This is a genomic window from Sphingomonas sp. H160509, from assembly GCF_024124765.2.
Lineage (GTDB): Bacteria > Pseudomonadota > Alphaproteobacteria > Sphingomonadales > Sphingomonadaceae > Sphingomonas.
Window position 1 is genome coordinate 1,006,951 of record NZ_JAMXSR020000002.1, and the last position, 17,754, is coordinate 1,024,704.

The window sequence follows — 17,754 nt, forward strand, 5'->3', positions numbered from 1 at the left end:
ATTGCAGAAGTCGCTCGCCAAGGTGCCCGACAATGCGAACCTGCTGATCGACCTGTCGTCGACCAGCTATGTCGATCTCGATAATGTCGACATCATCAACGCGTTCATCAAGGGCGCGCAGTATCGCGGCATCACCGTGCTTATCCGCGGCGATCTCGCGATGCGCACGGTCAAGCTGATCAACGCCCCCCAGACCGAGGTCCGTTTCGCATGAGGCAGTACAAGCAGCTCTTGCTCGCCAACAAGGCGTGGGCGGCCGAGATCATTGAGGAGAGCGCCGACTTCTTCCAGCGCCAGCTGGTCGGCCAGAACCCGGAGTTCCTGTGGATCGGCTGTTCGGACAGCCGCGTAGGGCCCGAGCAGATGACCATGACGCCGCCCGGCAACATGTTCATCCACCGCAACATCGCCAATCTCGTCAACGACGACGACATGAACCTGATGTCGGTGCTGCAATATGCGATCGACGTGCTCGGCGTGCGGCACATCATCATCTGCGGGCATTATGCATGCGGCGGGATCCGCGCGACGCTGGACGGCGGCACCACCGGCCCCGTCGACGACTGGCTCTCGACCGCACGCTGCGTGCTGCACGACCATGCCGACGAGATCGACGCGCAGCCCGATCGCGAGCAGAAGGTCAACCGGCTGGTCGAGGTGAACGTCCGCGACCAGCTAGTCCGCCTCGCGCGTACCAAGACGATCCAGGGAGCGTTCGCGCGCGGCCAGGAAGTGCTGCTCCACGGCTGGGTCTACGACATCCGCGACGGGCTGATCAAACCGATGATGGAGATCGATTCGACGACCGTGCTCGAAGAGGTCGGTCGGCCGGACAAGGTGCTGGTGTAAGGCGTTCCCCCCTTCCCACCTTAGCCGTGGGAAGGGGCTATCTTTCGCTTACGAGCCGCGCCGCGCGGAGTCTGGCAGCATGAACTTGATACGGGTCGTCGTGGCGCCGCAACCGAGCCCCCCGTCGGGACGATACGTCTTGGCGTATTTGGCCTTGGTGAAGAACTTGGTCCCCGCCTCGGAGAAGATGAACGGGGGATAGCTCAACAGCGCACGCTGGTTGATGACGTTGCCGTCCGCGCCGATGTCGAACTGAACCTGGGTCCAGCCTTCGAAACCCCAACGCATCGCTTCCATCGGGAATGCTTCCGATCCCGGCTGGGATACCATCTTCGGTGGCGCATCCATGATCGCGCACTGGTTCGCGGTCAGACCACTCGACGCGAATGTCGCCCGCGCCGCGTCGATCTCGCCGTTGCGCTCCTCGATCGATGCGATGCGGATCAGCGCGCCGACGCGCAGCGGATCGTTCGGCTTCAAGGCTTTGTCGTCCGCCACCTGCCGAAGCGTGACGATCGCCGTGTCGTTCTTCTCGGATTTTCGCGTCCGAGCCACGGCGCCGTCGACCATCATCAACCGGATCGCCGCCCGCGCCTGGGGGTCGTTCGCATAGACGGGTTCCGATACCATCGGCGTCAGCGTCCGTTCGAATACCCCCTGGCCGCCAGATGTCGGTCACCGCATCGACGCGTCCCGGCAGGTCGAACGTCAGCCGCGCACTAGGCGGTGCATCGTTTGCGACCGCGATCGCCAGACCCCGCGCAGCCAAGGCCGCACGCTCTTCCCGCGCTACGGTAGGATTGTTCGTCAGGCGGTAGATTGCGGCGAGCGTACGCAAACCATTAGGCGACTGGGCGGTCGCCGATGCGAGTTCGGCGCGCTGTCCGGCGAGTGCGGCCGCCTGCGAACCGGTCGGTGCAGGGGCGACCGTGATGCCCTTGCTGGAAAGCCACTGTTCCAGGACGTCGTCTAGTCCGTCGTCGATCGACGGCCGCTCGAACGCGGTCGAACAGCGCATCTCGACCCGCACGTGATAGCGATAAAAGGCGGGGATCGCCTGGACCTTTTCGGCAGGCCACGACCAACCCTTGACCGCCCGCGCGAACTCCAGCGCGACCTGGCCGCCACCCGCGGCATAGATCGGTGCCGCCTGGTCGATCGTACCGTCGGACGCGATGTTGAATTCGACCACCGCAACGTCCTGCGGCTTGAGACCGGCATCGCCGCCACAATCCGGCGAGCGCATCTCCGCGGCAGGGTCGAACGATCCCTTCACCATGCGTCCCGCACCGGTATAGGCCATGTACCGCCGTGCCTCGTCCGCGTTCCCGCTCAGCAGGTACGCGATCGCGGCATCGGACCGCGCCGATGCGTCCATGATATCGACCTTGTCCGTTTCGAGGCCGCCGAGAAGCCGGATCGCCTGCAAGGCGCTGGCGCGGGCGCCGGCGATGTCCCCGGTGTTGAGCTTCAGGAGCGTCCGCTCACGCGCGAACCACGCGGCGACGCTCTTCTCGAGCTTCACCGTGCCGATCAACGCGTCGCTGCGTGCCAACGTCGCCGCCGCGGCGGTGGGATCGATGAAGATCTGCGCGGTCACCAGCGACAGCATCGCACCCAGCTTGTCGGCGGTACTGATCGCGCTCGCCTCCGCCTGCTGGAGCGCGGTCACGGCGCCCGCATAATCGAGCGTGTCGGTCGCGACTTGGCCGAGGATCAGGAAGGCGCGCGTCCGGTCTTCTGCAAGACTGGCATCGTCCGCCGGCAGCAAGGCGAGCCCGGCCCGTGCAGCCTTAACCGATTCGTCGGCGCGGTTCAGGGCGAACAGTGTCGGCGCCTTGCGGACCAGCACGATACCGCGGCTGCGTGACCCGGACTTGGTCCGCGTTTCCAGTTTCTCCCAGGCAGCAAGCGACGCCGCACGATCGGCCTTCGCATCCAGCGCCGTTGCCGCATCGAAATCTTGCTGGATCGTCGTTGGCGGCGGCGTCTGAGCGCCAACGGGAACTAGCCCACCCGCCATCGCCAACACGCCTGCACCCAACAGCGCGATCGTCTTGATACGCATCACATTCCCCACGTCGCAGCCCAGCGCTATTCCGCCGCAGTCTGCAATGGTTCGGGGAAGGATGCCAGAGGGTCTGTAAGCCGGGTTCTGTCCATTTCCGATCCTTCGATACGGAAGTTAGGCGACCATTCCTCTAGGACGACGGTTGCCCGCCGCCTCAAGCAATCAACCCGGGTGACGAGCTGAAACGAAGCCCATGTGCCACCCCCTATTCGATCTTGCTCCCGGTGGGGTTTGCCGTGCCGCCCCTGTTACCAGGCGCGCGGTGCGCTCTTACCGCACCCTTTCACTCTGACCGCCCCGACCAAAGCCGAGGGTTGGCCGTCTGCTCTCTGTGGCACTTTCCCTGAGGTCACCCTCGCCGGGCGTTACCCGGCACCGTCGTTTCGCGGAGCCCGGACTTTCCTCGCGTGTCCGAAAACACCCGCGGCCGCCCGACCCTCTGGCGAGGCGAGCCCTAGCGCGGGTGCGGGCGATGCACCACCGTTTTCGTTGGCGTATTTTGCGATCCTCCCCCGCAAGGGGGGGGAGGTGGCGCCGAAGGCGACGGAGGGGGGCGGATACGGAGCAGATGTTTCGCATGCCTCCCCCTCCGTCTGGCAAGTGCCAGCCACCTCCCCCCTGGCGGGGGAGGATGAGGATTAGTCGTCGCCCATCGGCTTGGGCAGCAACAACGCAAGAAGAATACACCGGCACTCCGCATCGACTTCGCCGTCGACCAGTTCGGGACGGAATCGCCGCTGGAACGCCATCGTCGCCGCCATGCGGTTCTCGACATCATAGCCGAAGCGTTCGAGTGCGAGGCAGAAGCCGCCCCTCGGTCCAGCCCGGGTCCATCAGATTCTTGGTCGGCCGCGGCAGCGCCAGCCGGCGCCGCGCGAGTTCGTGCCACGGGAACAGCTCGCCGGGATCGCGCTTGCGCACCGGTGCGATGTCCGAATGGCCGACGATGTTGCCGCGCGTGATCTCGTGGCGATCCTTGATCTCGGCGACCAGCTGCACGACCGATGCGATCTGCTCGGGCGGGAACGGACGATAGCCGAACTCGTGACCGGGATTGACGATCTCGATGCCGATGCTCGCGGAGTTGACGTCGTCGACGTCGCGCCAGTGCGACTTGCCGGCATGCCAGGCGCGCTTGTCCTCCGCGACCATCCGCAGGACCGTCCCGTCCTCTTCGACCAAGTAATGCGACGACACCTTCGCCTCGGGATCGCGCAAACGCGCGATCGCCGACGCGCCGTCCTTCATGCCGGTATAATGCAGCACGATCATCGTGATGGGCAGCGAACGATCGTCGAAATTGGGTGACGGGGTCTCGATGAACTTCAAGCCAGCTTCCCTTTTTGCCAACGGGCCAGCACCGATGGCGCAGTCTCGACCGCGATGATCGTGACGTTGCATTGTGACGCCACCGCTCGACCGCATCAATAGCCTACGCGCGTAAGCAGACGCTTCGTGAGGCGCGCGCGGACGGGGCTACACGTCATTTGGCGCGTCCCTCTTGCCGTCGGCCCGCTTCCGGGCGAAAGCCGCTCCCGAAAAGGGAGTTGCCATGTCCGTGATGTCCGACCGCTGGATCCGCGAGCGCGCGCTGGGCGATGCGATGATCGAACCGTTCCACGAAGCGCAGCGCCGCGACGGCTGCATCTCGTACGGGCTGTCGTCCTATGGCTACGACGCGCGCGTTGCCGACGAATTCAAGATCTTCACCAACGTCGACAGCGCAATCGTCGACCCGAAGGACTTCGCGGCGAACAGCTTCGTCGACCGCAAGACCGACGTCTGCATCATCCCGCCGAACAGCTTCGCGCTGGCCCGCACCGTCGAATATTTCCGCGTGCCGCGCGACGTGCTGGTGATCTGCCTCGGCAAGTCGACCTATGCGCGGTGCGGGATCATCGTCAACGTGACCCCGCTGGAGCCGGAATGGGAGGGGCATGTGACACTGGAATTCTCCAACACCACGCCGTTGCCGGCCAAGATTTATGCGAACGAAGGCGCGTGCCAGTTCCTGTTCCTCAAGGGGAACGAGCCTTGCGAGGTGAGCTATGCGGATCGCGCGGGGAAATACATGGGCCAGCGCGGGGTGACGCTGCCGCGGCTTTAGGGTTGGGCTTGGGCTTGGGCTTGGGCTTGGGAGAAACTGAGTCAGGCGGCTACCGCGAACCTCGAGGCAACAAGCGGATCACACGTCCCCGCACCCGACCTCCCCAGCGGAGGCCTGGGCCTCAGTAGCAATGTCTCGGTTACGGCGCTCACCGTTCAATTGACAGCGTCCCCAATTGGGCCCCGGCCTTCGCCGGGGTAGTGCCGTGCTTTTGTTGGTCGACGATGTTTACGGGTATCGACAACGGTACGATCGCTTAGGAAGCGCACACCCGCGGACAAAAATGACACATCGTCGTCTGCATGCAACCCAACAGCGGACGACTCGCCTGCTGCCAAGACGGCACGTCCATATGGCGTAGTGCTTTACAGCAGATAATAGCTCGCCGCCCGGCAGATACAGATCCTATCTACCTGTTTCAGCTTGTTTCCCCGCGAAGGCGGGAACCCAGACTGGGCTCCCGCCTTCGCGGGAGAACAAGGTAGCAAGCCGGCTTTCAGATCACCCCGCTCTGACGAACAGAGAGTGGTGATCGTCGCGCGGTACTCAGCGAGTCGCAATCTGCTGCGATTGTCGCGCCAATGCACGGCTAGCCAGATCGTGCGACGAGGCCACTGCGCCCGATGGCAGGTCCATCGCGACCGCTGGGCGGTCGAGCACCGCCGCATACAGCGCGCGTGCCTCCGACTCGCGACCGGTGCGATGATAGACCGACGCCAGGTTGAGCATCAGTTCGGGGCGCTGTGGGAAGATCTTCCGCTCGGCGACGATGCGCTGTTCCGCCGTCGACAGGTCGCCAGCTGCGATCGCGACGTAGCCAGTGCGATCAGTCGACGCGGACTGGTCCGCCAACGCCGGCGTGGCTGAACCCAAGGTTGCTAGAACGAACAGGACGGTCTTGCGCATCATCCATCTCCACTGACCTTCGCGTATCGGAAGGTTTCATTTTTGTGACAACGGTGTGTCACTTCGATGACTGTCATACAAGTACATTGATCAAGTTCGGTCCCGCGAGCGGATTATCTCTATTCGATGCACCACGACGCGTTCCGCCGCTTCCGTTCGTCCGACGTCCGGTGCCGACCGCACGACAAAAAAGGGCGGTCCCGGAGGACCGCCCTTTGGACGTTCGATACTGTACGCAGCAGGACCTAGAAGGCGTTGCGATACTGCTCGTTGCCGATGAAGCCGAGCTTGGTGATCGCAGACCGCTTGATGACGGCCAGCGTGCGATCGACCACTTCATACTTCGACTCGGGATCGGGCTGGAAGTGGAGTTCGGGCTCGGGCGTCATGCCGGCGGACTGGTCCAGATACTGGCGCAGCGTCACCTCGTCGACCGGCGAACCGTTCCACGCAACCGTACCGGCGGGATCGATCGAGATCTTGTTCTTCTGCGGATCGACCGGGTTCTGCGGCTGGTTCTTGCTGTTGACCGGAAGGTCGACCTTCACCGCATGCGTCTGAATGGGGATCGTGATGATGAACATGATGAGGAGAACGAGCAGGACGTCGATCAACGGCGTCATGTTCATTTCCATCATCGGCGCGCCATCTTCTTTGCCGCCGCTCATTGCCATCTTATACTACTCCTAAATACGTCCGAGCGATCATCAGCGTTCGGCATCAGCGTTCGCCATCAACGTTCGGTGGTGCCGCCGGGAGGCGGTTCGGAGATGAAGCCGACGCGGGCGAACCCAGCCTGCTGCATCGTGTAGATCGTCGCGCCGATGCAGCGATACGGTGCGTTCACGTCGCCGCGGATGTGAGCCTCGGGCAATTCGAGACCAGCCGCGTTGACACCGCCCTGACGTGCGATCTCAGCCTTCAGCTTGTCGACGGCACGCTGCAGCAACTCTTCGTGAGTCACCGGCGAAAGACCCCAGTACACCTGGCACTGTCCGCCAGCCGACGTTACCGACAGCGAGACGTTCTCAGGCTTGGTCATCGTCGGATCGAACCGAACATCCGGCAGCTTCAGCTGCACAGCCTGGACCGCGACGGTCGTCGTCACCAGGAAGATGATCAGGAGCACGAGCATGACGTCGACCAGCGGCGTCGTATTGATGTCCGATATCGAACTCTCGGTGGAATCGCCACCAACACTCATCGCCATGTGCGAACTATCCTATCCATATAATCGCCACCGGAACCGCCGGCGGCAATGAAGCGGGGCGGCTGCGAACAGCAGCCCCGCCTTTCGCGTCTTAGTTGGCGCGCGGTACGCCACCGGTCTGGCCGGCAGTCGTGGTCGTCGTGGCAGGCTTGGCCGAAACCGGCTTGGCAGCCGTTGCGATCGACGGACGCACTGCGCCGTTCGAAGCCAGGAAGCCGAGCACGTCGTTCGAGAAGGCCGACAGGTCCTCTGCGATCGACTTGTTGCGGCGCTGCAGCCAGTTGTACGACAGAACGGCAGGAACCGCGACGACCAGACCGAGGGCGGTCATGATCAGTGCTTCACCGACCGGCCCTGCGACCTTGTCGATCGATGCCTGACCCGAAGCGCCGATCTTCACGAGTGCGCGGTAGATGCCGATAACCGTACCGAACAGACCAATGAACGGCGAAACCGAACCGACCGTTGCGAGGAAGGCGAGACCGCCACCCAGCTTCGAGTTGATCGCTGCTTCCGAGCGAGCCAGCGAACCGTGCAGCCAGTCATGCGCCTCGACCGGATCGGTCAGCTTCGAATGCTGATCCTGAGCGGCCAGACCGTCGTCGACGATCTGCTTGTAGGCCGAGTTCTTCTCGAGCTTGGCCGAACCTTCGCGAAGGCTGTTCGACGACCAGAAGGCCTGACGGACGCGCTTGCCCTGACCGATGATCTTCTGCTGCTCGAACAGCTTCGAGAACAGGATGTAGAACGACACGACCGACATCAGCACGAGAATGCCGAACACGGTCTGCGAAATCAGGCCGCCTTCTCGAAGTGCGGCTTGCAGGCCGTACGGGTTGGCGTCGGCTGCGGCGGGCGCTGCCGCTGCAAGAATGGTGGTGATCATGTTCGCTTAGTCCCTCTGACTGAATTTTATCTGGTGCGGTTGACGTAGGATGGATCATTCCTGAGGCAGGACCCACCTGATGTTCAGCTGGTACGACGACCCGACGGCATTGCCGTTCTCGTCCTTGGCAGGCGTGAAACGCACCCTCGCCTTGGAGATCCGGCAGGTCGCATCATCCAGCGTCGTGTTGCCGCTGGACGACGTCACCGAACAGTCGGTCACGCGACCATCCGTACCGATCGTCAGCTTCGCGGAAACGCGACCCTGAGCACCCTCGCGCTGTGCCGACGGCGGATAATTGTCCGCGCCGAAATACTGCCCTGGGTTACCCTTGAGACCAGCAGCCTGCGAGACCCGTGGCGTCGGCGGCGGTGCCGGCGGCGCTGGTGGTGCGGGCGGCGACGGCGGTGCCGTCGGCTGGAACCGAGGAATGATGCTCGACGTCGTCAGCGCGGGCGCTGGCTGCGGCGTTACCACGACTGGCGGCGGCGTCACGACCGTGGTCGGTGGCGGCGGCAGGTTTGGCTGGTCGGGTGGCGGCGGCGGGGGCTCGTCGGGCGGAGGCGGCGGCGGTGGCGGCTCCACGTCGAACGTCGTCATCTTTTCCTGGGCCTTTTTCACGTACTGGTACGCGAGGCCAGTGACGAAAGCATAGCCCAAGGCCGCATGAATCAGCGCGACGATCACGATCGCGACGATTTTGCCTCCGGACATCTTTTGGTCAGTATAGGCCATTCAGAAACGACACTCCCTTAATCTGCCTGCTCCGTACGCACGTGCCCGCAATGGGTACGCGGCACATGCGTCTGCCGTTGGCCGGAATAACCACGGGGCAGTGAGCAAGTCCTATCGCCACGTTCTGCGACACGCAAACGCTTTGTCGGACGCAACAAACGTACAACCATAGGATGGCAGAATTATTTCTGTATCGTTCAGCTTGCGTAGCGTAGCCTGAAGACATGAATCTTCTCTTTCACGTTACGGCTTCGGCCCTCGCCGTCATCATCGCAGCAACTCCTGTCAGCGCTCAGGAAACCCCGGCCGCACCCCGGGTTTTTGCCGATAGCGCGGGTGCGCCGCAGGGTGCGGTGCAGCGAGAAGCGGCTGGCGGGATTGGATATTCCGACATCGCCGACCTGGTGCTTTCCGCCCCCGTGATCGCCGACGCGACCGTCCGATCGACGACCAAGATCAAGCCGGCCGAGGCGCCGAATCTCGCGGCGGGTCATGTCAGACTATATGTCGAGGTCGACGTCACCGCGCTGATCCGCGGCGCCGACGGGCTGCCACCGCGAATCGGGTATCTGCTCGACGTGATGCCCGACGCAGCCGGCCGGGTGCCGAAATTCAAGAAGGCGCGCGTGCTGATCTTCGCTAGACCCGTGCCCGGCGCGGTGAATCAGGTCCAGCTGGTCGCGCCCGACGCGCAGCTCGATTGGACGCCGACCGCAGATGCACGCGCACGGAAGATCGCCCGCGATGCACTGGCGAGCGATGCGCCGCCGGTCATCACCGGCATCGGCAACGCGTTTCACGTGCCGGGCGCGCTACCCGGTGAAGGCGAGACGCAGATCTTCCTGACGACCGCGGACCAACGCCCGGTGTCGCTGTCGGTGCTGCGTCGTCCCGGCGAACAGCCACGCTGGGCGGTTGCGCTTAGCGAGATCGTCGACGAGTCGGCCGCACCGCCTGCGGCGGAGACGCTGCTGTGGTACCGGCTGAGCTGCGCCTTGCCGCAGGCCTTGCCGGACCGCAGCACGGGATCGCTGGAGGCCGCCGATGCGACGATCGCACGCGAGGATTACGCGTTCGTCCTGGCCGCGTTGGGGCCGTGCGGACGGACTCGGAAAAGCTGAACTACCCTGGGAAGCGCGCAGGCTAGCCGACGACCAGCAATTGTCCGGTCGTGGAGCGCGCCTGCTCGAGAAACGCGACCGCGGCGTCTACATCGGCGCGTCGAGCCGCCTCGGCCGGCACCACCGCATTCACGCGAACCGCTGGCGCCAATTCGATCGCGAGGGGGCCGATCGCCGCCCTCGCCTGCGCCATCGTCAGCGGATCGAGGTTCGCGGGGATCAACACGACCCGCGATTCGCCGATCGCGTCACGGACGAGCGCCGCGATGTCCCCGCCCGGCTCCAGCGTCAGTAGCATGCGATCAGCGGCGATGTCGGACGAGGGTCACGCCGATCGCCTCGTCGGCCTCGGCGATCGCGAGCTTCACGATCTTGACCTTTACCCGCAGCACGCGCGCGTCCTGCAGGAACAACGTCTCGCAGATATGATCCGCGACGCCTTCGATCAGCGTGAAATGCACGCCGGGCGGCAGCGCGGTGGTCGCGGCGTTCTTGAGGTCGAGATAGTTCTTGGATGCCGACAACGGCGTATCCGGCGCGAAGTGTCTCGGGCAGACCATGTCCACAGTCAGCGAGATCCGCAGCGGCTGCGGCAGGTGCGTCTCCTCCGAGTAGATACCGGTCAGGACCTGCACTTCGAGATCGTGGACTTCGAGTTGGAGACTGTCTTCCATCTGCGCGCCTCTAGCAGACGCACCGCAAGATGAAAGTCACACCGTTCGCGCGCCGGGTCGCCCGAGCGTCGATCCGGTTATCCTTGCGTTCAGCGTCGCCAAGGCTAAAGCGCGCTGCCCTTCCCGCGTGTACGCGGCGCAGTCCGGGCCGGAGATGCCGTTGATCACTCTCGTTCCCCTGGCCAGCATCAACCCGACAGCGGTCGAGATGCTGCTTGATGCCGCTTTCGGCCCGGATCGGTTCACGCGAACCGCGTACACGATCCGCGGTGGCACGAAGCCGGTCGCCGCGCTCAGCTTCGCCGCGGTCGAGGATGGCGTGTTGGTTGGCTCGATCCAGTGCTGGCCGATTGCGCTGATCGACGACAACGGACTGTTTCCGCTGATTATGGTCGGCCCGGTCGCCGTAGTACCCGACCATCAAGGCGATGGCATCGGTCGCCGCCTGATGACGCAGGCGCTCGATGCGGCCGCCGTCACTGGGCTCGACGATGCGCTCATGCTGATCGGCGACCCCGACTATTACGGCCGCTTCTTCGGCTTCTCCGCCGAGCGCACCGCACGCTGGGCCGCCCCCGGCCCAGTCGAGCGCCACCGCCTGCTCGCCCGCGGCGATGCGGTGCCGGACAGCACCGGCATGCTCGGTCCCCGCGTTGCCGAGACCATGCCGGTCGCCGCATCCGCATAAGCCACCGCTTTACCTCCGCCCCCCTGCCCGCCTAGTCCGCCGCCATGCCCATGGATGCCATCCCCGATATCGCCTCGCTCAGTCTCGCCGAAATCGCGAAGCTCGTCGAAGAGGCGAAGCTCCCGCCGGTCGAGAAATGGAACCCGACACACTGCGGCGACAGCGAGATGCGGATCGCGCGCGACGGCACCTGGTATCACCAGGGCTCGCCGATCGGCCGCCCGGCGATGGTTCGGCTGTTCTCGACGATCCTGCGCCGTGAGCCCGACGGCAGCCACGTCCTCGTCACGCCGGTCGAGAAGCTCGATATCGAGGTCGAGGACGCGGCCTTCATCGCGGTCGAGATGAAGGCCGAGGGCAGCGGTCGCGATGCGAAGCTCGCCTTCCGGCTCAACACCGGCGACCTCGTTACGGCGGGTCCCGAGCATCCGCTGCGCTTCGTCGAGGACACGACCGACGGAGATGGCGGCCCACGCCCGTATCTCGCCGTCCGCGGCGGGATGGAGGCGCTGGTGGTCCGCTCGGTCTATTACGAACTCGCCGAGCGCGCGATTGCCGACGACGCGACGCCCGCCGGGCTGTGGAGCGATGGCGCGTTCTTCCCGCTGGAGCCCGCTGCATGAGCCTGACGGAACGGATGACCGCGGCGCTGGCGAAGGGCGCCGGGTCGCACATGATCCTGCTTACCGGCGACCAGCATGACGGCGACCTGACCGCCGCCGACACGTTGCTGCCCGCCGCGGTGCTGATCGTGGTGACCGACCGCGCCGATCCCGGCGTGATCCTGACGCAGCGTACCGACACGATGAGCCGCCACCCTGGCCAGATCGCGTTCCCCGGCGGTCGGATCGATCCCGGCGAGGACGTCGTCACCGCCGCGCTGCGCGAGGCCGAGGAGGAGATCGCCCTCCCCCGCGACAAGGTCCGCGTGATCGGCGAGGCCGACAGCTACCGCACCGTGACCGGCTTCCAGGTGACGCCGGTGATCGGCATCATCCCGCCCGACCTGGTCTTCACACCCAGCGAAGCGGAAGTCGCGAGCGTCTTCGAAGTTCCGCTCGCGTTCCTGCTCGACGAGGCGAACCATGTCGAGGCGACGCTCGAATGGCAGGGCCACGACCGGCATTACTATGAGATCATGTGGAACGAGCGGCGCATCTGGGGTGCGACCGCCGCGATGATCGTCAACCTTGCCCGCCGCCTGAGGTGGTCTTGATACTCCCGGCGGCGCCGTGGCGCGAACGGGACGGCCTGGACGCACTGACCAAGGTTCTCGGCGCGGCGGAGGGCGAGTCGCGCTTCGTCGGTGGCGCGGTGCGCGACACGCTGCTCGGGATCGACGTCGCCGATGTCGACATTGCCACGCGCTTGCCCCCGCAGGAGGTGATCGAACGACTCCAGGATGCGCGGATCAAGGCGGTCCCGACCGGCCTGGCGCACGGTACGATCACGGCAGTCACCCCCCGCGGGTCCGGTCGAAGTTACGACGCTGCGCCGCGACGTTTCGACCGACGGTCGCCACGCGATCATCGCCTATACCGACGACTGGCGCGAAGACGCGGCGCGCCGCGATTTCACGATGAACGCGCTCTACGCCGATCCGGCGACCGGCGAGATCTTCGATTATTTCGGTGGTCTCGACGACCTTGCGGCCCGGCGCGTGCGCTTCATCGGCGACCCGTTGCAGCGGATCGCCGAGGATCACCTGCGCATCCTCCGCTTCTTCCGCTTCCACGCGCGGTTCGGCACTACGATCGACCAAGCCGGTCTCGATGCCTGCACCGCGCGCGCCAACGACCTGATGGCGCTCTCCCGTGAACGTATCGCGAGCGAAGTGTTGAAGCTGCTGGTGGCGGCCAACGCCGTGGCGGTCGTCGCGCTGATGGTCGAGCGCGGCATTTTTCGCGCGGTACTGCCCGAGATCGACGCCGGGGAGCGGCGCGTTTGGGCGTGCTGGCCGAGCGAGAGACGGACGCTGGCATCGCACCGGACCCGATCCGCCGCCTCGCCGTGGCGATCGCGCCTGCCGCCGCCGAAGCCGTCGGAGCGAGGCTGAAGCTGTCAAACGTCGACCGCAAGCGCCTGATGGCTGCCACTGCGGGACCCGGTGAGGAAGGCCCGCTAGCCTTGGCCTATCGCGTCGGCGTGTCGGGCGCGGTCGACCGTCTGCTTATCGCTGGCGAAGACGTGTCCGCAATCAAGGACTGGACGCCGCCTGCGTTCCCGTTCTCCGGCGGGGCTCTGGTCGAGCGCGGACTTCGCAAGGGGCCGGACGTGGCTGCGATGCTGCGCCGGGTCGAGACGCAGTGGATCTCGGAAGGGTTTCCGGGCGCCGAGCGCGTGGCGGTCATCGCCGACGGACTGGTGGCGGAGGTTTCCGCCTAACTCGTTTTGAGCCGGCGTGGGCGCCAGTCAGTTCGTAGCAGTTATAGAGTTGATCATCGCATACGCCGCATCCGGCTCCAGCGGTCGTGCGTAGAAATAGCCCCTGCCCGTACGTGCACCCCAACGCCGCGAGCGTCTGGGACAATTCATGCGTTTCGACCCCCTCGGCCGTCGTCCGCATCCCCAGTGCCTGCGCAAGACTGAGGATAGCGCGGACGATCGACACCTTGTCGCGGTCCGCGAGCATGCCCGTTACGAAGCTTCGGTCGATCTTGAGAATGTCGATCGGCAGCTTCTGGAGATAGGCGAGGTTCGAATACCCCGTCCCGAAATCGTCCATCGCCAGGTTCGTCCCGAGCGCTTTCAGCGCGTGCATCGTCCCCGCGATCCGGTCGGGATCCGAGACGATCGCGCTCTCGGTCAGTTCGAGCGTGAACCGATCTCCCGACAGCCCTGTCGAGTCCAACGCCGCCTGCAGCACCGGGGCGATCGCATCGCGCTGCAACTGGATCGCCGACAGGTTGACGGCGAGCCTCACGCCGCACGGTCCGCCATTCGCAGTGTCCCAGCGCGCCAGCGTCTGCGCCGCTTCCTCGATCGCCCATCGCCCCAGCGGCACGATCAACCCCGATTCCTCGGCGACCGCGATGAATTCGGTGGGCGAATGTTCGCGGCCATCCTTATCGGTCCAGCGCGCCAGCGCTTCGAACGACACGATCCGGCCGGTCGCCAAGTCACAGATCGGCTGATACGCCAGCCGCAGGTCGCGGTGCTCGATCGCACGGCGGAGCGCGGTCTCCATACCGAATTGCGCGCGCGCGATCGCGAAATCCTGGACCTGGTAGAACTCGGCGCGACCACTGACTTTGGCGCGTTTGACCGCAAACTGCGCGTGGCGGACCAGATCGACATTGTCGCCGGACTCATCGGCACCAAAGGCGATTCCGACCGAGCACTCGACGTTGATCTCGTAATCGGTCAACCGGAACGGCGTTTGCAACGTCCGGTGGATCCGCTCGGCAAGCGCCTGCGCCTCCTCACGATCCTGATCGATCAATATCAGGATACCGAATTGATTCCCGCCAATCCGCGCCAGCGTGTCGCGCGCGCGCAACGCGCCCTTGATCCGACGCGCCACCGTGATCAGCAATTCGTCACCCGCCAGCGAGCCAAGGCACGAGTTCAGCCGGCCGAACCGATCGAGATCGATCGCGAGTACGGCCCTGACCGTATGGTCTTCGAGCTCCTCGATCAGGTCCGCGAACCCTTCCCGGTTCAACAGTCCCGTCAGGCTGTCGGTCGTCATCTCGCGACGCAGACTGCGCTCGGTCTGGACCTGCGACGTCAGGTCGATGAAACTGATCGTACACCGTTCGCGGAATATGGGATCGGAACGTGCGATCGTGACGCGGTAATGGCGGCAGTCAATCTCGTCGCCCAGGACCCAGTCGAAGTCGGACCTGATCTGCTCCGACCCGAGAAACGCCCGGATCCGGTCGCCGAGCTCGGCGATCATCGGCGAACGTTCCGCAACGACGCCGAACCCCGCCAGACGATACGCGCGATTCATCGCGAACAGCTCGAGTTGCCCCGCGTTCAGGACGATATGAACCGCGGGGATCGGCACGAGTTCAAGCCCGCGTGCGACCATATCACTCGTCACAATCGGCTTTGCAGTCTGTTCGAGGGCGGTCGATGGCATGCTCCCCGGTACCGCGGGTTCGTTAAGAGGCTCTGAAGGACCCTGAATGGGGCCTTTCTCATCCATTATCCGAACCGATTATCGCGCGGAAAGCCCGTTGGCGGCATCCGCCCGGCGGCTCCGCGGGCAGCGCGCCAGGGCCCAAGGTCCGATTCGGTCCGAGTGCGGCCGGTGCCGCCGCCCATCGCCCAGCTGAGGCCCTCGGCGAACGTGAACGTGATCGCATCCGCCAGCCCACCGTCGCGGTAACGCTGCAACTGGAGCCCCTGCCCGCGCGTCATTTCGACCAGTTCGGCGAGCGGGAACACCAGCATCTTCCGATTGTCGCCGATCGCCGCGACATAATCGTCATTGGGGCCGATCGGCCGGACGATCTTTAATTGCGCACCCGGGCGCGGCGTCATCACCGTCTTGCCCTTGCGGGTCTCGGCGATCACCTCCGCCGAACTCACCGAGAAGCCACGCCCGTCGGTTGCCACCACCAGGAGCTTGGGATGCTTGCTCGCCGGCAGCAACGCGACGATCCCGATGCTGCCGTCGAGATCGATCATCGCGCGCACCGGCTCGCCGAATCCGCGTCCGCCCGGCAACTTGTCCGCCGCCAAGGTGTAGAACCGCCCGTTCTCGGCGGCGAGCAACAGCTTGTCGGTGGTCTGCGCGTGGAACGCATAGGCCGGGCCGTCGCCCTCCTTGAACTTCAGCGCTTCCGGGCTCGCCAGATCGTTGTGCCCCCTTCATCGCGCGGATCCAGCCGCGCTGCGACAGAATCACGGTGATCGGCTCGCGCTCGATCATCGCCTCGAGCGGGATATCGCGCGTCGGTGCATGTTCCTCGATCGTCGTCCGACGTTTGCCGAGCACCGTTTCCAGCCCATAGCGATCGCGGATCTTCGCCATGTCGCGCTTCATCCGCGCGCGCTGCTTCTTCGGATCGGCGAGCAGCGCGGCGAGCGTCGCCTGCTCCTTGTCGAGCTTGTCGCGCTCGGTCTTGATCTCGAACTCTTCGAGCCGCCGCAAGCTGCGCAGCCGCATGTTGAGGATCGCCTCGGCCTGACGATCGGTCAGCGCGAACTCGGCGATCATCACCTTTTTGGGCTCGTCCTCGGTGCGGATGATCTCGATCACGCGGTCGAGATTGAGATACGCGATCAGATACCCGTCGAGCAGCTCGACCCGGTCGGCGATCTTCGCCAGCCGGTGCTCGGTACGCCGGCGCAACACGACGAACTGGTGATCGACCCATGCCGCCAGCGCCTCACGCAGAGACATCACGCGCGGTGTGCGATCCTTGTCGAGCACGTTGAGGTTGAGGCTGATCCGCGTCTCGAGATCGGTCAGCCGGAACAGCCCGTCCATCAGGATCTGCGGATCGACCGTGCGGCTGCGCGGTTCGAGCACGATGCGGATCTCGGTGTCCGATTCGTCGCGCACGTCGGCGAGGATCGGCAGGCGCTTGGCGTTGATCAGGTCGGCGATCTGCTCGATCAGCTTGCCCTTCTGCACGCCGTACGGGATCTCGGTGACGATCAACTGCCAGCCGCCACCCTTCTCGCGCTCGATCTCCCAGCGCGCACGGACTCGGAACCCGCCCCGCCCGGTCGCATAGGATTCGCGGATGACGGCGGGCGGATCGACCACCAGCCCGCCGGTCGGGAAATCGGGACCCTTCACATGCTCCAATATCGCCGCATCGTCCGCGTCGGGCGTATCGATCAGGACGATCGCCGCCTCAAGCAGTTCGGCGGCGTTGTGCGGCGGGATGCTCGTCGCCATGCCGACTGCGATCCCGCTCGCGCCGTTCGCCAGCAGGTTCGGGAACAGCCCCGGGAACAGCTCGGGCTCGTGATCCTCGCCATTATACGTCGGGCGATACGCGACCGCGTCCTCGTCGAGCCCGTCCATCAGGTCGATCGCGACCTGCGTCAGCCGCGCCTCGGTGTAGCGGTAGGCTGCCGCGTTATCGCCGTCGATATTGCCGAAATTGCCCTGCCCGTCGACCAGCGGATAGCGCATCGCGAACGACTGCGCCAAGCGGACCATCGCGTCGTAGACCGACTGGTCGCCGTGCGGATGATATTTGCCGATCACGTCGCCGACGACGCGCGCGCACTTCTTGTACCCCCTGCGCCGGATCGAGCTTGAGCAGCCGCATCGCCCAGAGCAGACGCCGATGCACCGGCTTCATCCCGTCGCGCACGTCGGGCAGCGACCGCGCGGTGATCGTCGACAAGGCATAGACGAGATACCGCTCAGACAGCGCGCTGTCGAAGGGGGCGTCGACGATGGAGTCGAACGGATCTTTGAAATCGGTGGCCATTGCGCGCAGCGATAGCAGCCGGGAACGAAACGATCAAAGCATGAACGTACGAAGCGGCCTGCGCGTTCGATCACGATGATATGCCCGCATGACGCGCTCGATC

16 protein-coding genes, 1 other RNA gene and 4 pseudogenes are annotated in these 17,754 nt (G+C 64.9%); 9 read left to right on the plus strand and 12 right to left on the minus strand.

Features of this window, described 5'->3' with window-relative positions:
• Nucleotide 1 precedes the first annotated feature (1 nt).
• Together NHF48_RS06470 and NHF48_RS06475 are read left to right on the plus strand one after the other, a co-directional pair.
• A complete protein-coding gene (locus tag NHF48_RS06470) occupies nucleotides 2-214 on the plus strand; it encodes a hypothetical protein (RefSeq protein ID WP_253070607.1) in 213 nt (70 codons plus the stop codon).
• Nucleotides 211-849 carry a carbonic anhydrase gene (locus NHF48_RS06475; RefSeq protein ID WP_120300044.1) on the plus strand — a complete coding sequence of 213 codons (639 nt, stop codon included), beginning with the start codon at nucleotides 211-213 and terminating at the stop codon, nucleotides 847-849. The genes NHF48_RS06470 and NHF48_RS06475 overlap by 4 nt, the downstream gene beginning before the upstream one ends.
• Before the next feature lie 48 nt (nucleotides 850-897).
• Here NHF48_RS06475 and NHF48_RS25810 read toward each other — a convergent pair whose 3' ends face one another.
• Complete coding sequence (locus NHF48_RS25810) at nucleotides 898-1,479, minus strand: energy transducer TonB (protein WP_446741116.1); 582 nt, start codon at nucleotides 1,477-1,479, stop codon at nucleotides 898-900.
• A 400-nt stretch (nucleotides 1,480-1,879) separates the two neighbouring features.
• Here NHF48_RS25810 and NHF48_RS25815 point away from each other — a divergent pair, with 400 nt between their 5' ends.
• Nucleotides 1,880-2,719 (plus strand): hypothetical protein, encoded by an 840-nt coding sequence (locus NHF48_RS25815; protein WP_446741117.1) that lies wholly within the window; start codon nucleotides 1,880-1,882, stop codon nucleotides 2,717-2,719.
• Between the two features lie 258 nt (nucleotides 2,720-2,977).
• Here NHF48_RS25815 and rnpB read toward each other — a convergent pair.
• An RNA gene (gene rnpB / locus NHF48_RS06485) (RNase P RNA component class A) lies at nucleotides 2,978-3,363 on the minus strand.
• A gap of 195 nt (nucleotides 3,364-3,558) precedes the next feature.
• A pseudogene (locus NHF48_RS06490) lies at nucleotides 3,559-4,192 on the minus strand (N-acetylmuramoyl-L-alanine amidase).
• Nucleotides 4,193-4,472: 280 nt separating this feature from the next.
• On the opposite strand from NHF48_RS06490, the gene dcd reads away from it, so the two are divergent.
• On the plus strand, nucleotides 4,473-5,027 hold the full coding sequence (gene dcd / locus NHF48_RS06495; protein ID WP_055878967.1) for a dCTP deaminase: 555 nt from the start codon (nucleotides 4,473-4,475) through the stop codon (nucleotides 5,025-5,027).
• 546 nt (nucleotides 5,028-5,573) lie between these two features.
• Here the strand turns inward: dcd and NHF48_RS06500 are convergent.
• The 5 genes from NHF48_RS06500 to NHF48_RS06520 form a co-directional block, all read right to left on the minus strand.
• A complete protein-coding gene (locus tag NHF48_RS06500) occupies nucleotides 5,574-5,933 on the minus strand; it encodes a tetratricopeptide repeat protein (RefSeq protein ID WP_253070609.1) in 360 nt (119 codons plus the stop codon).
• Between the two features lie 245 nt (nucleotides 5,934-6,178).
• The gene (locus NHF48_RS06505) at nucleotides 6,179-6,607 is read right to left on the minus strand and encodes an ExbD/TolR family protein (protein WP_056058196.1); all 429 of its coding nucleotides are present in this window, start codon (nucleotides 6,605-6,607) and stop codon (nucleotides 6,179-6,181) included.
• A 59-nt stretch (nucleotides 6,608-6,666) separates the two neighbouring features.
• Complete coding sequence (locus tag NHF48_RS06510) at nucleotides 6,667-7,143, minus strand: ExbD/TolR family protein (RefSeq protein WP_056058193.1); 477 nt, start codon at nucleotides 7,141-7,143, stop codon at nucleotides 6,667-6,669.
• A 91-nt stretch (nucleotides 7,144-7,234) separates the two neighbouring features.
• On the minus strand, nucleotides 7,235-8,029 hold the full coding sequence (locus NHF48_RS06515; protein WP_056058190.1) for a MotA/TolQ/ExbB proton channel family protein: 795 nt from the start codon (nucleotides 8,027-8,029) through the stop codon (nucleotides 7,235-7,237).
• A gap of 54 nt (nucleotides 8,030-8,083) precedes the next feature.
• The gene (locus NHF48_RS06520) at nucleotides 8,084-8,764 is read right to left on the minus strand and encodes an energy transducer TonB (protein ID WP_056058187.1); all 681 of its coding nucleotides are present in this window, start codon (nucleotides 8,762-8,764) and stop codon (nucleotides 8,084-8,086) included.
• A gap of 224 nt (nucleotides 8,765-8,988) precedes the next feature.
• Between NHF48_RS06520 and NHF48_RS06525 the strand changes: the two genes are divergently transcribed.
• On the plus strand, nucleotides 8,989-9,885 hold the full coding sequence (locus NHF48_RS06525; protein WP_253070610.1) for a hypothetical protein: 897 nt from the start codon (nucleotides 8,989-8,991) through the stop codon (nucleotides 9,883-9,885).
• 22 nt (nucleotides 9,886-9,907) lie between these two features.
• Here the strand turns inward: NHF48_RS06525 and NHF48_RS06530 are convergent, their stop codons facing one another.
• Together NHF48_RS06530 and NHF48_RS06535 are read right to left on the minus strand one after the other, a co-directional pair.
• Nucleotides 9,908-10,183, minus strand: coding sequence for a Rossmann fold domain-containing protein (locus NHF48_RS06530; protein WP_253070611.1), 276 nt, complete (start codon nucleotides 10,181-10,183; stop codon nucleotides 9,908-9,910).
• Between the two features lie 4 nt (nucleotides 10,184-10,187).
• A complete protein-coding gene (locus tag NHF48_RS06535; protein WP_253070612.1) occupies nucleotides 10,188-10,559 on the minus strand; it encodes a dihydroneopterin aldolase in 372 nt (123 codons plus the stop codon).
• A 160-nt stretch (nucleotides 10,560-10,719) separates the two neighbouring features.
• Between NHF48_RS06535 and NHF48_RS06540 the strand changes: the two genes are divergently transcribed.
• From NHF48_RS06540 to NHF48_RS06555, 4 genes and pseudogenes are all read left to right on the plus strand, one after another.
• On the plus strand, nucleotides 10,720-11,247 hold the full coding sequence (locus NHF48_RS06540; protein WP_253072353.1) for a GNAT family N-acetyltransferase: 528 nt from the start codon (nucleotides 10,720-10,722) through the stop codon (nucleotides 11,245-11,247).
• Nucleotides 11,248-11,291: 44 nt separating this feature from the next.
• Nucleotides 11,292-11,870, plus strand: coding sequence for a DUF1285 domain-containing protein (locus NHF48_RS06545; RefSeq protein ID WP_253070613.1), 579 nt, complete (start codon nucleotides 11,292-11,294; stop codon nucleotides 11,868-11,870).
• On the plus strand, nucleotides 11,867-12,463 hold the full coding sequence (locus NHF48_RS06550; protein ID WP_253070614.1) for a CoA pyrophosphatase: 597 nt from the start codon (nucleotides 11,867-11,869) through the stop codon (nucleotides 12,461-12,463). Before NHF48_RS06545 ends, NHF48_RS06550 begins: the two co-directional genes overlap by 4 nt.
• A pseudogene (locus tag NHF48_RS06555) lies at nucleotides 12,454-13,632 on the plus strand (CCA tRNA nucleotidyltransferase). Before NHF48_RS06550 ends, NHF48_RS06555 begins: the two are co-directional and overlap by 10 nt.
• 27 nt (nucleotides 13,633-13,659) lie before the next feature.
• On the opposite strand, the pseudogene NHF48_RS06560 reads toward NHF48_RS06555, so the two are convergent.
• Both NHF48_RS06560 and parC read right to left on the minus strand, forming a co-directional pair.
• Nucleotides 13,660-15,334, minus strand: a pseudogene (locus tag NHF48_RS06560) (putative bifunctional diguanylate cyclase/phosphodiesterase).
• 65 nt (nucleotides 15,335-15,399) lie between these two features.
• Nucleotides 15,400-17,651, minus strand: a pseudogene (gene parC / locus NHF48_RS06565) (DNA topoisomerase IV subunit A).
• Nucleotides 17,652-17,754: the final 103 nt, after the last annotated feature.

Bases quoted from the DNA above. Each gene is read 5' to 3' on its own strand.
- NHF48_RS06550 (WP_253070614.1), top strand. From the start codon at position 11,867: ATGAGCCTGACGGAACGGATGACCGCGGCGCTGGCGAAGGGCGCCGGG.
- NHF48_RS06545 (WP_253070613.1), top strand. From the start codon at position 11,292: ATGCCCATGGATGCCATCCCCGATATCGCCTCGCTCAGTCTCGCCGAA.
- NHF48_RS25810 (WP_446741116.1), bottom strand. From the start codon at position 1,479: ATGGTATCGGAACCCGTCTATGCGAACGACCCCCAGGCGCGGGCGGCG.
- NHF48_RS06505 (WP_056058196.1), bottom strand. From the start codon at position 6,607: ATGGCAATGAGCGGCGGCAAAGAAGATGGCGCGCCGATGATGGAAATG.
- NHF48_RS06510 (WP_056058193.1), bottom strand. From the start codon at position 7,143: ATGGCGATGAGTGTTGGTGGCGATTCCACCGAGAGTTCGATATCGGAC.
- NHF48_RS06525 (WP_253070610.1), top strand. From the start codon at position 8,989: ATGAATCTTCTCTTTCACGTTACGGCTTCGGCCCTCGCCGTCATCATC.
- NHF48_RS06530 (WP_253070611.1), bottom strand. From the start codon at position 10,183: ATGCTACTGACGCTGGAGCCGGGCGGGGACATCGCGGCGCTCGTCCGT.
- NHF48_RS06535 (WP_253070612.1), bottom strand. From the start codon at position 10,559: ATGGAAGACAGTCTCCAACTCGAAGTCCACGATCTCGAAGTGCAGGTC.
- NHF48_RS06520 (WP_056058187.1), bottom strand. From the start codon at position 8,764: ATGGCCTATACTGACCAAAAGATGTCCGGAGGCAAAATCGTCGCGATC.
- NHF48_RS06500 (WP_253070609.1), bottom strand. From the start codon at position 5,933: ATGCGCAAGACCGTCCTGTTCGTTCTAGCAACCTTGGGTTCAGCCACG.
- NHF48_RS06515 (WP_056058190.1), bottom strand. From the start codon at position 8,029: ATGATCACCACCATTCTTGCAGCGGCAGCGCCCGCCGCAGCCGACGCC.
- NHF48_RS06475 (WP_120300044.1), top strand. From the start codon at position 211: ATGAGGCAGTACAAGCAGCTCTTGCTCGCCAACAAGGCGTGGGCGGCC.
- dcd (WP_055878967.1), top strand. From the start codon at position 4,473: ATGTCCGTGATGTCCGACCGCTGGATCCGCGAGCGCGCGCTGGGCGAT.